The organism is Cellulomonas sp. Y8 (assembly GCF_008033115.1).
Lineage (GTDB): Bacteria > Actinomycetota > Actinomycetes > Actinomycetales > Cellulomonadaceae > Cellulomonas.
This window is the reverse complement of sequence record NZ_CP041203.1, coordinates 447,274-461,328: the sequence shown is the minus strand read 5'-3', so window position 1 is coordinate 461,328 and position 14,055 is coordinate 447,274. Positions and strand designations below refer to the sequence as shown.

The window sequence follows — 14,055 nt, the reverse complement described above, 5'->3', positions numbered from 1 at the left end:
CCCGGTGCGGCGGTCGCCCGGGCGTCCACCCGCTGACCGCCCGGTGACGCCGCGGAACCCCAGGTGAACGACCCGGGAAGCCTTGCGGAACGCACCCCGGGAAGGGTCGTCCGGGGTGGCGCGGCCGGGGCAGGGTGTCCAGGGCCGGCGACGGAGCGGGCCAGCACCTGCCCCCTCGTGAAGCGGACTCCTCCCCGTGACCTCTGCCGACGTCCTCGCCCCGCCACCGGTGGCCGCCCCCTCGGGCGCCACAAGGCAGCGCGGTGCACTCCAGTCGCGCCGCCGCCGGTCGGCGCTGCTGTGGTTCCTCCTGCTGGCCGGGCCCAACGTGGCCCTGCTGCTGGTGTTCGTCTACCGGCCGCTGATCCAGTCGTTCTACCTGTCCACGCTGCAGTGGAACCTCGGCTCGCCCGTCGCCCGCAACATCGGGCTGGGCAACTACGTCGAGCTGTTCACCTCGCGGAACTTCACGCAGGTCGTGACGACCACGGTCGTGTTCACGATCGCGACCGTCGGCGGCGCCATGCTGCTGGGCCTCGGCCTGGCGGTGCTGCTCAACCAGAAGCTCCGCGGCCGCGGCTTCGCCCGCACCGTGGCGTTCGCGCCGTACGTGCTGTCGGGCTTCGCGGTCGGCATCCTCTGGCTGTTCATCTTCGACCCGCGGTACGGCCTGATGCGCGAGGTGCTGAGCTGGGTCGGGGCCTCCTCGCCCCAGTGGTACACCCAGCGCCCGTGGCCGCTGGTGATGGTGATCATCGTCTACCTCTGGAAGAACCTCGGGTACGTCGCGCTGATCTACCTGGCCGGCCTGCAGTCGGTCCCGCAGGACCTCAAGGACGCGGCGGCCCTCGACGGGGCGTCGTCGTTCCGGACGCTGCGGTCGATCATCCTGCCGCTGCTCACCCCGACGTCGTTCTTCCTGCTGGTCACGATGATGCTGGCCTCGCTGCAGTCGTTCGACATCATCAAGGCGATGACCCAGGGCGGCCCGCTCGGGTCGACCACGACGCTCATGTACTCCGTGTACCAGGAGAGCTTCGTCAACGGCCGCGCGGGCTACGCCTCCGCCGTCGCCACCGTCCTGTTCCTCGTGCTGCTGGCGGTCACCGCGGTGCAGATGCGGTTCGTCCAGCGGAAGGTCCACTACGCATGAGCGTCCTGACGCCCCGTCGCCCGGCCCCCGAGGCCGCGACCCCGCCCGCGGCGCGCACCGGGCGGGACGTCCGGCCCACGGCCGCGTCGTCCCGCCCGGGCCGCAAACAGCGGCCGCACGTCGCCAGCTACGTCACGATGATCCTCGCGACGATCGTGCTCGGCGCCCCGCTGATCTGGATGCTGCTCGCCAGCCTCAAGACCTCCCAGGAGCTCTACCAGTTCCCGGTGCAGTGGCTGCCCGGCGCGCCCAGCCTGGACAACTACGCCCAGGCCGCCGACACCGTGCCGCTCGGCCGGCTGCTGCTGAACAGCGTCGGCCTGACGGTGGTCGGCGCCGGCCTCAAGGTGGTCCTCGGCCTCACCTGCGCCTACGCGCTGGTGTTCCTGGAGTTCCCGTTCAAGAAGATCGTGTTCGGGCTGGTCATCGCGACGCTGATGATCCCGCCGCAGGTCACGATCATCCCCAACTACACCCTGGTCGCCGAGCTCGGCTGGCTGAACACCTACCAGGGCATCCTCGTGCCCGGCCTGGCCAGCGCGTTCGGCACCTTCCTGTTCCGCCAGCACTTCCTGACGCTGCCGGGCTCGATCCTCGAGGCCGCGGAGCTGGACGGGGCCGGCCACTGGCGCAAGCTGTGGCGGTTCGTGGTCCCGATGAGCACGCCGACCATCGCGGCGGTCACCCTCGTGTCCGTCGTCACCGAGTGGAACGACTACCTCTGGCCGTTCCTGGTCATCGACCGCGCCGACAAGATGACGCTGCCGATCGGCCTCACCCTGCTGCAGAACATCGACGGCCTCACCAACTGGGGCGTGCTGCTGGCCGCCACGGTCGTCGTGACCCTGCCGATCCTGCTCGTCTTCCTCGTCCTGCAGCGCCGGCTCGTCGCCGGCCTCACCGCGGGCGCCGTCACCGGCTGACCCGCCCCGAGACGTGGCCGGTCCGCCGGCCGCCTGAGACGGCCGCGCCCCCGCGCGACCGTCAGCCCCCGAGCGCCGCGACGCGGCGCGAAACCCCCGAAGGAGCACCACCGTGTCCCACCCCCGCAGGCGCCGCCGCAGCACCGTGGCCATCGCCGCTGCCGTCGCCGGCACGACGCTCGCGCTCACGGCGTGCGGCGGCCCGTCGACCGCCGCCTCGTCCGACGAGTCCGCGGCCGCCGAGGCGACCGACTGGTCGCAGGTCGAGCCCGCGTCCGAGATCACCTGGTGGAGCAACCACCCCGGCCAGTCCCAGGCCGTGGAGGAGCAGCTCATCGCCGACTTCGAGGCGGAGAACCCGGACATCAAGGTCAACCTGGTCACGGCCGGCGCCAACTACGACGAGGTCGCCCAGCGCTTCCAGGCCGCCTCGCAGACCGACGAGAAGCCGGACCTGGTCATCGCGTCCGACGTCTGGTGGTTCCGCTACCACCTGAACGACCAGATCATGCCGCTGGACGACGTCTTCGAGGCGATCGACGCCGACGCGGACGACTTCCAGCAGGGCCTGTACGGCGACTACGAGTACGAGGGCCAGCACTGGGCCGCGCCGTACGCGCGCTCGACGCCGCTCTTCTACTACAACAAGGACATGTGGGCCGCGGCCGGCCTGCCCGACGCGGGCCCGGAGTCCTGGGAGCAGCTCGAGGAGTGGAGCACCGCGCTCGAGGCCCAGGTCCCCGCGGAGGGCTCGCCCTTCGGCCTGTCGCTCGGCACCTCCTGGTCCGCCTGGTGGTTCGAGAACATGATCTGGGGCCAGGGCGGCGAGTACTCCGACGAGTTCGACGTCACGCTCGACTCCGAGGAGTCGCTGGCCGGCGGCGAGTTCCTCCGCGGCCTGTTCCACGGCGACGACGCGATCGCCACGGTCTCGGCGGACGACTCGATGGCCGACTTCGCGTCCGGCCTCATCGCCTCGACCATCGGCTCGACCGGCTCGCTGAAGGGCGCGCTGGACGCGGCCTCCTTCGAGGTCGGCACGGCCTACCTGCCCGACGGCCCGGCCGGCGGCGGCACGCCGACCGGCGGCACCGGCCTCGCGATCTCCTCCTCCAGCACCCCGGAGAAGCAGCTCGCCGCCGCGATGTTCCTCGAGTTCCTCACGAACACCGAGAACACCGCGACGTTCTCCCAGGCGACCGGCTACATGCCCGTGCGCACCTCGGCCGTCGAGTCCGACACGATGAAGGCCGTGTACGAGCAGTACCCGCAGTTCCGCACCGCGGTCGACCAGCTGGCGGAGAAGGCGCGCCCGCAGGACTACATCCGCGTGTTCGTGCCGGGCGCCGACGCGCTGCTGACCGACGCGATCGAGCAGATCGTCCTCGAGGGCACCGACCCGGCCGAGGCGTTCGGGTCCGTCACGCCGCAGATCGAGACGGCGTACACCGAGAACGTCGAGCCGTACCTGTGACCGGAACCGTCACCGGTCCGGTCGCCGGGGTCGCCCAGGAGGGCGGCCCCGGCGCCGGGGCGTCCGCGCCCCTCGTCGTCGCGCACCGCGGCAACTCCGCGGTCGCGCCGCAGAACACCCTCGCGGCGTTCGAGGCGGCGTGGCGGGCGGGCGCCCACAGCATCGAGATCGACATCCAGCCGACGGCCGACGGCGAGGTCGTGGTGATCCACGACGACACCGTCGACGCCACCACGGACGGGCAGGGCGTCGTCGGCGAGATGACGCTCGACGCGGTGCGGGCCCTGGACGCGGGCTCGTGGTTCGCGGCCGCCTACGCCGGGCAGCGGGTGCCGACGTTCGCCGAGGTGCTGGACCTGATGGTCCGCCGGCCGGGGATCGACCTGCTGCTGGAGCTCAAGGGCGCCTTCACGGTCGACCAGGTCCGGCCGGTCACCGAGGCGATCCGCGCGGCCGGGCTGGCCGACCGGGTGATCGGGCAGTCGTTCTGGCCGGAGTCCGTGCGGGCGCTCGCGGCGGCGGACCCCGACCTGCGCCGGGGGCTGCTGATCTTCCAGGTGCCAGAGGACGGCGGGGTCGACGAGGTGGTCCGCGTCGCGGGCGAGCTCGGCGTCATGACCGTCAACCCGTACGGCCCGCTGCTGGTCGAGCACCCGGACCTGGTCGCACGGCTGCACGCCGCCGGCCTGCAGGTCCAGGTCTGGACGCTCAACGAGCCCGAGCACTGGGCCGCCGCGGTGGCGATCGGCGTCGACGCGGTCATCACCGACCGCCCCGACCGCCTGGCCGGCTGGCTCGCGGCCCGCGCGTCCTGAGCGCACCTCCGCCCCGCGCGCGGGGGCCGGTCACCCCGGACGGGTGCGACCGGCCCCGGCGCGGGGCGGTACCGTGGAGGCCATGCTCCCCGCCACCCCGTCGCGCCCCTTCGGCGCGGTGCTCACCGCGATGGTGACGCCCATGCGGGAGGACGGCTCGGTCGACCTCGACGCCGCCGTCTCCCTCGCCACGCACCTCGTGGACCACGGGCACGACGGCCTGGTGCTCAACGGCACCACCGGGGAGTCGCCCACCACGCACGCGCCCGAGAAGGCCGACCTGGTGCGGGCCGTCGTCGACGCCGTGGGGGACCGAGCCACGGTCGTCGCCGGCGCCGGGTCGAACGACACGCTGCACGCCGTCCGGATGGCCGAGCAGGCCGCCGAGGCCGGCGCGGACGGCCTGCTGGTCGTCGCGCCCTACTACTCCCGCCCGTCGCAGCCCGGCCTGGTCGCGCACGTGACCGCCGTCGCCGACGCGACGCCGCTGCCGGTGATGCTCTACGACGTGCCCGGCCGCACCGGCGTCCGGTTCGCCGCCGAGACCCTCGTCGAGCTCGCGCAGCACGACCGCGTCGTCGCGATGAAGGACGCCACCGGCGACCTGTACGGCGCCGCGAAGGCCGCCGCCGCGACCGGGCTCGCCTGGTACTCCGGCGACGACTCGCTCTACCTGCCGTTCCTGGCGCACGGCGCCGCCGGTGTCGTCAGCGTGGTCGGCCACGTCGCCGGCCCGCAGCTCGCCGCGCTCACCGCGGCCCACGACGCGGGCGACCACGCCCGCGCGCTCGAGATCTTCCTGTCGATCGCACCGGCGATCGACGCGCTCAACGGCCGGGGTTTCCAGGCGGTCGCGGCCAAGGCCGCCGTCTGGTCCCTCGGCCTGATCCCGTCCCGACACCTGCGGCTGCCCAACGTCGCCGCGTCGGACGAGGACGTCGAGGCGGTGCGCGCGGGCCTTGCTGCCGCGGGCATCGCCGGCGTCCTGTCCGCCTGATACAGGAGAAGCATGTCCCACCCGCACCCCGACCTCGCCCTGCCGCCCGCCCTGCCCGAAGGGGGCCTGCGCATCGTGGCCCTCGGCGGCCTCGGCGAGGTCGGCCGCAACATGGCCGTCCTCGAGTACGGCGGCCGCCTGCTCATCATCGACTGCGGCGTCCTGTTCCCCGAGGACCACCAGCCCGGCGTCGACCTGATCCTCCCGGACTTCGGCTACATCGCCGACCGCATGGACGACGTCGACGGCATCGTGCTGACGCACGGCCACGAGGACCACATCGGCGCCGTGCCCTACCTGCTGCGCCTGCGCCAGGACATCCCGCTGATCGGCTCGCAGCTGACCCTCGCGTTCGTCGAGGCGAAGCTCAAGGAGCACCGGATCACCCCGCTGACCCACGCGGTCAAGGAGGGGCAGACCGAGCAGATCGGCGCGTTCTCCTGCGAGTTCGTCGCGGTCAACCACTCGATCCCGGACGCGCTCGCCGTCGCGGTCACCACCGGCGCCGGCACCGTGCTGCACACCGGCGACTTCAAGATGGACCAGCTCCCGCTGGACGGCCGGATCACCGACCTGCGCGCGTTCGCGCGGCTGGGGGAGAAGGGAGTCGACCTGTTCATGGTCGACTCCACGAACGCCGAGGTCCCGGGCTTCGTCACCCCCGAGCGCGAGATCGGCCCGGTGCTGGACAACGTGTTCGCCACCTCCGCGCGGAAGATCGTCGTCGCGTCGTTCTCCTCGCACGTGCACCGCGTGCAGCAGGTCCTCGACGCCGCCGCCGCGCACGAGCGCAAGGTCGCGCTGGTCGGCCGCTCGATGATCCGCAACATGACGATCGCCGCCGAGCTCGGCTACCTCAAGGTGCCGGACGGCGTGCTGGTCGACGCCAAGCGCCTCGACGACGTCCGGGACGACGAGCTCGTGCTCATGTGCACCGGCTCCCAGGGCGAGCCCATGGCCGCGCTGTCCCGCATCGCGAACAACGACCACAAGATCTCGGTGGGCCCCGGCGACACCGTCATCCTCGCGTCGTCGCTGATCCCCGGGAACGAGAACGCGGTGTACCGCGTCATCAACGGCCTGACCCGGCTCGGCGCGCGCGTCGTGCACGGCGGCAACGCCAAGGTGCACGTCTCCGGCCACGCGAGCGCCGGCGAGCTGCTGTACTGCTACAACATCCTGCGGCCGCGCAACGTCATGCCGGTGCACGGCGAGGTCCGGCACCTCGTCGCCAACGGCGCGCTCGCCGTGAAGTCGGGCGTCCCGGCCGACCGCGTCGTGCTCGCCGAGGACGGCGTGGTCGTGGACCTGGTCGACGGCCGGGCCTCCGTCGTCGGCGCCGTGCCCTGCGGGTACGTGTTCGTGGACGGCTCGTCGGTCGGCGGCATCACCGAGGCCGACCTCAAGGACCGCCGCATCCTCGGCGACGAGGGCTTCATCTCGATCTTCGCCGTCATCAGCTCCACCGACGGCAAGGTGCTCGGCAAGCCGCAGATCCTCGCCCGCGGCGTGGCCGAGGACGACAAGGTGTTCGACGCGATCCTGCCGGACGTCACCGCGGCCCTCGAGGACGCGGCGCGCGGCGGGGCGGTCGACACCCAGCAGCTGCAGCAGGTGGTGCGGCGCGTGGTCGGGCGCTGGGCGTCCAACCGCCTGCGCCGCCGGCCGATGATCATCCCGGTGGTCGTGGAGGCCTGAGCCTCCCGGCCCCGCCCGGACGGCCCGGGCGCGCGACCCCACGGGGTGCGTGCACCCGGGCCGTCGGCGCGTCCGCGGTCAGGCGGGGTCGGCGCCGCGGAAGGCCGCGAGGCGCTCGTGCTGCTCCGCCACCGCCCGCTCCAGGGTCGGGTCCCACGGCGCCCACGGGTCGAGCTCCAGCGCCAGCCGCCGGCCCCGGGCGCGCGGGCGCCAGGTGCCGACGACCGCACCGTCGGCCAGCACGGCCCCGGGGCGGCCGAGCACCGGCCACAGCGCCTTCGCGCGGGCGGCGTCGGGGACGAGGACGTGCCGGTCGCGGGCCTGGAGGAACAGGTCGTACGGGCCGAGCAGCCGGACGACGGGCGCGCGGGCGGTGCCGCCGCCGTCCGCCGCGCCGAGCAGCGCGGGCAGGTCGTCCGCCAGCACCGACGTCGGGGCGCCGTCCACCTCGACCGGCACCGCGTCGGCCGGCCAGCGGCGCTTCACGTCGGCGACCGGCGCGTCGAGGAACGCGGCGACGTCCTTCGCGGTCGCCGGGCCGAGCAGGTGCAGCACCCCGCGCACGAGGTCGTGCGCCCCGTCGTCCGCCGGGTCCCCGGCGGGGTCCGCGCCGTCCGCGTCCCGGTCGACCGCCCCCACCTGCGCGGCCGGGTACCCCGGCGACCGCCGCAGCACCGGGGGGGAGGTGCCGGGCTCCAGCTCCAGCCCGGCGTGCAGCGCCCCGAGCCGGAACGGCATCTCGAACATGTGCGTCGCCCCGCAGGGCCGGCACCAGCGCAGGTACGGCTCGTCCAGCTCGGCGGTCATGCGCGTGGAGAGCGCGCCCTTGCCGGTGGGCGCGTCGACGACCGCGTGCATCGTGCGCGCGACGTGCCCGAGCGCGTCGGTCGGCCGGATCCCCGCGGCCCGCAGCGGCTTCGCCGCGTCGTAGATCCGCTTCCCGGCGTCGGCGTCGGAGTAGGGCCGCAGCGCGCGCTGCACGGCGGGCAGGTCGGCGCGGCGGTAGGTGTGCGGCGCGCCGCGGACGCTCCACGCCACCGCGAGGTCGTCCGGCCACGCGCCCGCCCGGACCGGCACGCCGCGGAGCGCCAGCGCCCACAGCGCCCCGTCAGGCCCGGTGTCCTGGACCCCGGCGTCCAGCACGGCCGCGTCCGTCGTGGCGCGCGCGGCGCCGGGCGCGCGGTCGAGCTGCTGCGCGTGGACGCGGTACCGGCGGACCTGGTCGGCGCTGACGCGGTGCTCCATGGACCGAGCGTCCCACCGGGCGCCGACACCCGTCGTCCGCCGGCGTGCGGCCCACGCCGCGCACCGCCTGTGGTGCGCGTCACCGACACGCACCCCACCGGCGCGGGCTCCCGGTCCCGCACCCGGGTGGCCGCTACCGTGAGGACCATGGCCGCCCGTCCGTCCTCCACCGCCACCCGTGCGGCTGCGCCGTCGTCGCGCGCCCGCACCGCGGCACCGGCGGCGCGCGCGTCCGGCTCCGGCTCCCGCGGCTCCGCCAAGAACGCCGCACCGCCTCCGCCGCCCCGCCCCGCGCTGCCGATCCGGATCGTCCGCGGCATCTGGATGGGCTGCGCCCACGTCGTCGGCGGCGCCGCCCGCCGGGTCGGCCACGGCGCGCGCGACCTCGACCCCGCGCTGCGCCGCGACGGCGCCGCGTTCTTCCTCATCGCCCTCGCGATCGTGGTCGCCGCCCGCGAGTGGTGGGGCCTGGACGGCATGGCGGGCGACGCCGTGCACGTCGTGGTCGCCGGGACGTTCGGTCGGGTCTCCGTCGCGGTCCCGGTCGCCCTGGTCGGCATCGCGATCCGGCTGATGCGCCATCCCGAGCGGAACCAGGCGAACTCCCGGATCAGCATCGGCCTCACCGCGATCACGCTCGCGGCGTGCGCGCTGGTGCACGTCCAGCAGGACCTGCCCGCGCCGTCGGGCGGGTTCGAGGCGGTCCGGGACGCGGGCGGCATCGTCGGCTACCTCGTCGGGACGCCGCTGGTGAGCCTGGTGACCGCGTGGGCGGCCGTGCCGCTGCTGGTGCTGCTCGCGTTCTTCGGCGTGCTGGTCGTCACCGCGACGCCGGTCAACCAGATCGGCCCCCGGCTGCGCGGGGTCTACGACCGGCTCACCGGCAACCACCGCGACGAGGACGGGGTCGAGGACGACGACGCCCCGCTGGTGATCAACGCCGGGCACACCGCGGTCGAGGAGCCCCCGGCCAAGCCGTCGCGCCGGAAGCTGATGGACCGGCTCAAGAAGCGTGCCGCCGCCGACCCCGACGACCCCGACACGCTCGAGGGGTACGCCGGCGACGAGGCGTTCGAGCGCGCCGCGTTCGTCGAGCGCCGCCGCCGCGAGGAGGAGGACGCCACGGCGGTCCTCGACGCCGACGAGGACGCCGACGACGTCGTGGCCCCGAGCACGGCCCCGACCCAGGCCGTCACGGCCGTGGCCGCGGTGCCGGCGGCGGCCGAGGCGCCCGCGCCGCGCCCGGACCCCGTCGCCCCGCCCACCACGGGCGTGCCCCGTGGCGAGCAGCCGATGCTCGGCGGCGACGTGCTCTACACGCTGCCGGACGAGAACGCGCTCGCGAAGGGCGCCCCGCACAAGGTGCGCTCCGCCGCGAACGACCGCGTGGTCGAGGCGCTGACGAGCGTGCTGGAGAACTTCGAGATCGACGCCCAGGTCACCGGCTTCACCCGAGGACCGACCGTCACGCGCTACGAGGTCGAGCTCGGCAAGGGCGTGAAGGTCGAGCGGGTCACGGCGCTGAGCAAGAACATCGCCTACGCCGTCGCCTCCGCGGACGTGCGCATCCTGTCGCCCATCCCCGGCAAGTCGGCCATCGGCATCGAGATCCCGAACACGGACCGCGAGACGGTGTCGCTCGGCGACGTGCTCCGGTCGAGCGCGGCGCGCCGCTCCGAGCACCCGATGGTGATCGGCGTCGGCAAGGACGTCGAGGGCGGCTACGTCACGGCGAACCTCGCGAAGATGCCGCACATGCTCGTCGCCGGTGCGACCGGCGCCGGCAAGTCGTCGTTCGTGAACTCGATGATCGTGTCCGTGCTCATGCGCGCCACACCGGACCAGGTCCGGATGGTGCTGGTCGACCCGAAGCGTGTCGAGCTGACGATCTACGAGGGCATCCCGCACCTCATCACCCCGATCATCACCAACCCGAAGAAGGCCGCCGAGGCCCTCGAGTGGGTGGTGCGGGAGATGGAGGCGCGGTACGACGACCTCGCGATGTTCGGGTTCAAGCACATCGACGACTTCAACGTCGCGGTCAAGGCCGGCAAGGTGAAGCCGCTGCCGGGCTCCGAGCGGAAGATCGCGCCGTACCCGTACCTGCTCGTGATCGTCGACGAGCTCGCCGACCTCATGATGGTCGCGCCGCGCGACGTCGAGGCGTCCATCCAGCGGATCACCCAGCTCGCCCGCGCCGCCGGCATCCACCTGGTGCTCGCGACGCAGCGCCCGTCGGTCGACGTGGTCACCGGCCTCATCAAGGCCAACGTGCCGTCCCGGCTGGCGTTCGCGACGTCCTCGCTGACCGACTCCCGCGTCGTGCTCGACCAGCCCGGCGCCGAGAAGCTGATCGGCCAGGGCGACGCGCTGTTCCTGCCGATGGGCGCCGCGAAGCCGATGCGCACCCAGGGCGCCTGGGTGTCCGAGTCCGAGATCCACGCCGTCGTCGCGCACGTGAAGCAGCAGCTCAAGCCGGTCTACCGCGAGGACGTCGCGGTCGCCGCGGTCAAGAAGCAGGTCGACGAGGACATCGGCGACGACCTCGACCTGCTGCTGCAGGCCGCGGAGCTCGTCGTCACGTCGCAGTTCGGCTCGACGTCGATGCTGCAGCGCAAGCTGCGCGTCGGGTTCGCCAAGGCCGGCCGGCTCATGGACCTGCTCGAGTCCCGCGAGATCGTCGGTCCGTCCGAGGGGTCGAAGGCGCGCGAGGTGCTCGTGCAGCCGGACGACCTGCCGGGCACCCTGGCGATGCTGCGCGGCGAGCCGGAGCCGGGCGGCTCGGGCGGCGGCGACGCGGGGTCGGCCGGCGAGGACCGGTACGCCGCGCCCGAGGGCCGGATGCCCGGCGAGCCGCCCGAGGCCGTCGACTACTACGACGACGCCGACGACCTGCGCTGACGCACCGCCCGAGGTCGGTGGGGGTCGGCGCGGGCGCGCCGCCCGGGCCGTGGTCCGCGCCCGCTGCCCGTAGGCTGTCGGGGTGAGCCGCCCTTCGCCGATGAACGTCGCCAACGTCGTGACGGTGCTGCGCATCGCCGTCGTGCCGTTCTTCGCGTGGGCCCTGCTGGTCGACGGCGGCCAGGACCCGCGCTGGCGCTGGGTCTCCGCGGGGATCTTCGCCCTCGCGGCCGCCACCGACCGGCTCGACGGCTACCTGGCGCGGCGGCTCGGCCTGGTCACGGACCTCGGCAAGCTGCTCGACCCGATCGCCGACAAGGCGCTGATCGGCACCGCGCTGGTCGGGCTGTCCTGGATCGGCGACCTCAGCTGGTGGGTGACCGGCGCGATCCTCGTCCGGGAGATCGGCATCACGGTGATGCGGTTCTTCCTCCTCAGGTACCTCGTCCTGCCCGCGTCGCGCGGCGGCAAGATCAAGACCGTGCTGCAGTCCCTCGCCGTGGGGCTCTTCCTGCTGCCGCTGTCGGAGCTGCCGACCGCGGTGCTCGTCGTGGCGAGCGTGCTCATGGGCGCGGCCGTGGTCGTCACCCTGGTCACCGGGGCCGACTACGTGCGGACGGCCGTGCGCGTGCACCGCGAGCACGTCGCCGGCGGGGCGGACGCGACCCGGCACGCCGCGGCCACCGGGACGACGTCCCCGCACGGCGACCCGGCGTGACGACGGGGGCCGGCGGGCGGGGCCCGGCGGCGGAGGCGGCCGCCGCGGTGCTCGACGCGCTGCGCGGGCGCGGCTGGACGGTCGCCACCGCCGAGTCGCTCACCGGCGGCCAGGTCGCCGCCACGCTCGTCGACGTCCCCGGGGCCTCCCGGTCCTTCCGCGGCGGCGTCGTCGCCTACGCGACCGACGTCAAGGGCGCGATCCTCGGCGTCGACGCCGACCTCCTCGCGGAGCACGGGGCGGTGCACCCCGAGGTGGCCCGCCAGATGGCCGAGCGCGTCCGCGGCGTCGTGGGATCGGACGTGGGGCTCGCGACCACCGGCGTCGCCGGCCCGGACCCGCAGGACGGGTTTTCACCCGGGACGGTGCACGTGGCCGTCGCGACCCCCGAGCGCACGGTCGTCCGGACCCTCGACCTGGCCGGCGACCGGGCCGCGATCCGCGCCGCCACCTGCGCCGCGGTGCTCCGGGAGGCGCTGTCCGCGGTGCGGCCCGGCGGCGGCGCCTGACCCCCGGGAACACCGGGGGTCGTGCAGGCGTTGTGGAGATCGTGATGAACACCAGGCCCACCAGCCGTCCCGGCGCTGCCCGTCAGGGGAGCGCACTGTACGGTGGGAGCCTCCCCACGCGGGGCCACAAGGGTGCCGCCGTCGTCCGGCCCGCTGCTGCGGGTCAGCAGACGGCGCGGCAGGAGCAGGATCGGGACATGAGAGGGGGACGCCAGATGGTCGTGTTGCGCCGAGAGATCGGTGACGTGCTGCGGGATGCCCGCCAGCGGCAGGGACGCACCCTGCGCGAGGTGTCCTCCGCCGCCCGGGTGTCGCTGGGCTACCTCAGCGAGGTCGAGCGGGGTCAGAAGGAGGCGTCGTCGGAGCTGCTCGCGAGCATCTGCGAGGCGCTCGACGTGCCCATGTCGCTCGTGCTGCGCGAGGTGAGCGACCGCATCGCCGTCGCCGAGGGTCTGCTGATCCCCGACACCGTCCCGGTCGACCTGGCTTCGGCCCTGGGCGGCCAGGACAGCACCTGGCGCCGACGCCCGGAGCTCGCCCCGGTCGGCTGACCGCGGGGGAACACCCACCCCAGACACCGACGACGCCCGGTCGTCCCGCCCTTCGCTCGGCGGGAGGCCGGGCGTCGTCGCGTCCGGGGGCGTGCGCGCGCCGACCTGACAGTGGAACGTCGTGACCGACACGCCCACGGCGTGTCGGTCACGACGTTCCACTGTCGGACGGGAGGGCTTGTGGGCACGACCCGGCGGACGAGGCATCCAGGCCGCCGGGATGCCTCGGACACCCGGCAGGTGGGGCGCGTCAGCGCGGCGTGGTCGCCGGGGCCGGCGGGCGCTGGCAGACGCCGCAGAAGTACGCCGGACGTTCCGTCGGCGGGTGGCCGGCCAGACCGCGCCGCACCGGCGCGCCGCACCGCCGGCACGGCTCCTTGAGCCGCCCGTGCACCCAGGTCTCCCGCCCCCGGTACACCTCCCCGGTGGTCGACGGCGAGGACGAGCCGACCGAGCGCTGCATGATCGCGCGCGCCACCCGGAGCAGCCGGGACGGGTCGGGCACCTCGTCCGCGGGGGTCCACGGCCAGATCTTCTCGAGGAACAGCGAGTCGGCCATGTAGATCGTGCCGATGCCGGCGACGACCGTCTGGTCGAGCAGCACCTCGCACACGGGCGTGGACCCGCGCGCGGCCCACCGGCGCAGCGTCTCGGGCAGCCCGGCGGTCTCGAAGTCGTCGGCCAGCAGGTCGGGACCCAGGTGGCCGATGAGGGTGTGCTCGTCGCGGGTCGGGACGACGTCGAGCATGCCGATGAGCTCGCCGACCGCGGTCCACGTCTCGTTGGCGAGCACCGCGCGGACGTGCGGCGCGCCGGCCCGGGCGCCGGGGGAGCCGGTCCGGGCGATCCGCCAGGACCCGTCCATGCGCAGGTGGGTGTGCAGGGTGCGGCCGTCGTCGAACCGGGTGAGCAGGTGCTTGCCGTACGACTTCGTGCCGAGGACCGTGCGGCCGACCAGGTCGACGGTGGCGGCGGTGGGCCAGCGCAGGTCGCTGCGGACGAGTACCCGGCGGGCGAGCGCCTCGTCGAGCCGCCGGGCGGTGCGGGCCAGGATGTCGCCCTCAGGCACCG

12 protein-coding genes are annotated in these 14,055 nt (G+C 74.3%); 10 read left to right on the top strand and 2 right to left on the bottom strand.

Features of this window, described 5'->3' with window-relative positions:
- The first annotated feature begins 196 nt into the window (after positions 1–196).
- The 6 genes from FKM96_RS02075 to FKM96_RS02050 all read left to right on the top strand — a co-directional run bounded on the left by FKM96_RS02075 (position 197) and on the right by FKM96_RS02050 (position 7,060).
- Positions 197–1,153, top strand: coding sequence for a carbohydrate ABC transporter permease (locus tag FKM96_RS02075; RefSeq protein ID WP_147793832.1), 957 nt, complete (start codon positions 197–199; stop codon positions 1,151–1,153).
- Entirely contained in the window at positions 1,150–2,076 is a 927-nt protein-coding gene (locus FKM96_RS02070; RefSeq protein WP_147793831.1) for a carbohydrate ABC transporter permease, read from the top strand. Before FKM96_RS02075 ends, FKM96_RS02070 begins: the two co-directional genes overlap by 4 nt.
- Before the next feature lie 112 nt (positions 2,077–2,188).
- On the top strand, positions 2,189–3,550 hold the full coding sequence (locus FKM96_RS02065) for an ABC transporter substrate-binding protein (protein WP_147793830.1): 1,362 nt from the start codon (positions 2,189–2,191) through the stop codon (positions 3,548–3,550).
- Positions 3,547–4,365, top strand: a complete 819-nt coding sequence (locus tag FKM96_RS02060) for a glycerophosphodiester phosphodiesterase family protein (RefSeq protein WP_147793829.1) — start codon at positions 3,547–3,549, stop codon at positions 4,363–4,365. Before FKM96_RS02065 ends, FKM96_RS02060 begins: the two co-directional genes overlap by 4 nt.
- Before the next feature lie 82 nt (positions 4,366–4,447).
- Entirely contained in the window at positions 4,448–5,362 is a 915-nt protein-coding gene (gene dapA / locus FKM96_RS02055) for a 4-hydroxy-tetrahydrodipicolinate synthase (protein WP_147793828.1), read from the top strand.
- Positions 5,363–5,374: 12 nt separating this feature from the next.
- The gene (locus tag FKM96_RS02050) at positions 5,375–7,060 is read left to right on the top strand and encodes a ribonuclease J (RefSeq protein ID WP_147793827.1); all 1,686 of its coding nucleotides are present in this window, start codon (positions 5,375–5,377) and stop codon (positions 7,058–7,060) included.
- A gap of 78 nt (positions 7,061–7,138) precedes the next feature.
- On the opposite strand, the gene FKM96_RS02045 is transcribed toward FKM96_RS02050, so the two are convergent.
- The gene (locus tag FKM96_RS02045) at positions 7,139–8,305 is read right to left on the bottom strand and encodes a DNA glycosylase AlkZ-like family protein (RefSeq protein ID WP_147793826.1); all 1,167 of its coding nucleotides are present in this window, start codon (positions 8,303–8,305) and stop codon (positions 7,139–7,141) included.
- 147 nt (positions 8,306–8,452) lie between these two features.
- Between FKM96_RS02045 and FKM96_RS02040 the strand changes: the two genes are divergently transcribed.
- The 4 genes from FKM96_RS02040 to FKM96_RS02025 all read left to right on the top strand — a co-directional run bounded on the left by FKM96_RS02040 (position 8,453) and on the right by FKM96_RS02025 (position 12,984).
- Positions 8,453–11,206, top strand: a complete 2,754-nt coding sequence (locus tag FKM96_RS02040; protein WP_147793825.1) for a DNA translocase FtsK — start codon at positions 8,453–8,455, stop codon at positions 11,204–11,206.
- Positions 11,207–11,306: 100 nt separating this feature from the next.
- On the top strand, positions 11,307–11,924 hold the full coding sequence (gene pgsA, locus FKM96_RS02035) for a CDP-diacylglycerol--glycerol-3-phosphate 3-phosphatidyltransferase (RefSeq protein ID WP_147796864.1): 618 nt from the start codon (positions 11,307–11,309) through the stop codon (positions 11,922–11,924).
- Positions 11,921–12,433 carry a CinA family protein gene (locus FKM96_RS02030; protein WP_147793824.1) on the top strand — a complete coding sequence of 171 codons (513 nt, stop codon included), beginning with the start codon at positions 11,921–11,923 and terminating at the stop codon, positions 12,431–12,433. Before pgsA ends, FKM96_RS02030 begins: the two co-directional genes overlap by 4 nt.
- 215 nt (positions 12,434–12,648) lie before the next feature.
- Positions 12,649–12,984: a helix-turn-helix domain-containing protein gene (locus FKM96_RS02025; protein WP_147796863.1), complete on the top strand. Its 336-nt coding sequence runs from the start codon at positions 12,649–12,651 to the stop codon at positions 12,982–12,984.
- 250 nt (positions 12,985–13,234) lie between these two features.
- Here the strand turns inward: FKM96_RS02025 and FKM96_RS02020 are convergent, their stop codons facing one another.
- Complete coding sequence (locus FKM96_RS02020) at positions 13,235–14,053, bottom strand: DNA-formamidopyrimidine glycosylase family protein (protein ID WP_147793823.1); 819 nt, start codon at positions 14,051–14,053, stop codon at positions 13,235–13,237.
- Positions 14,054–14,055 lie beyond the last annotated feature (2 nt).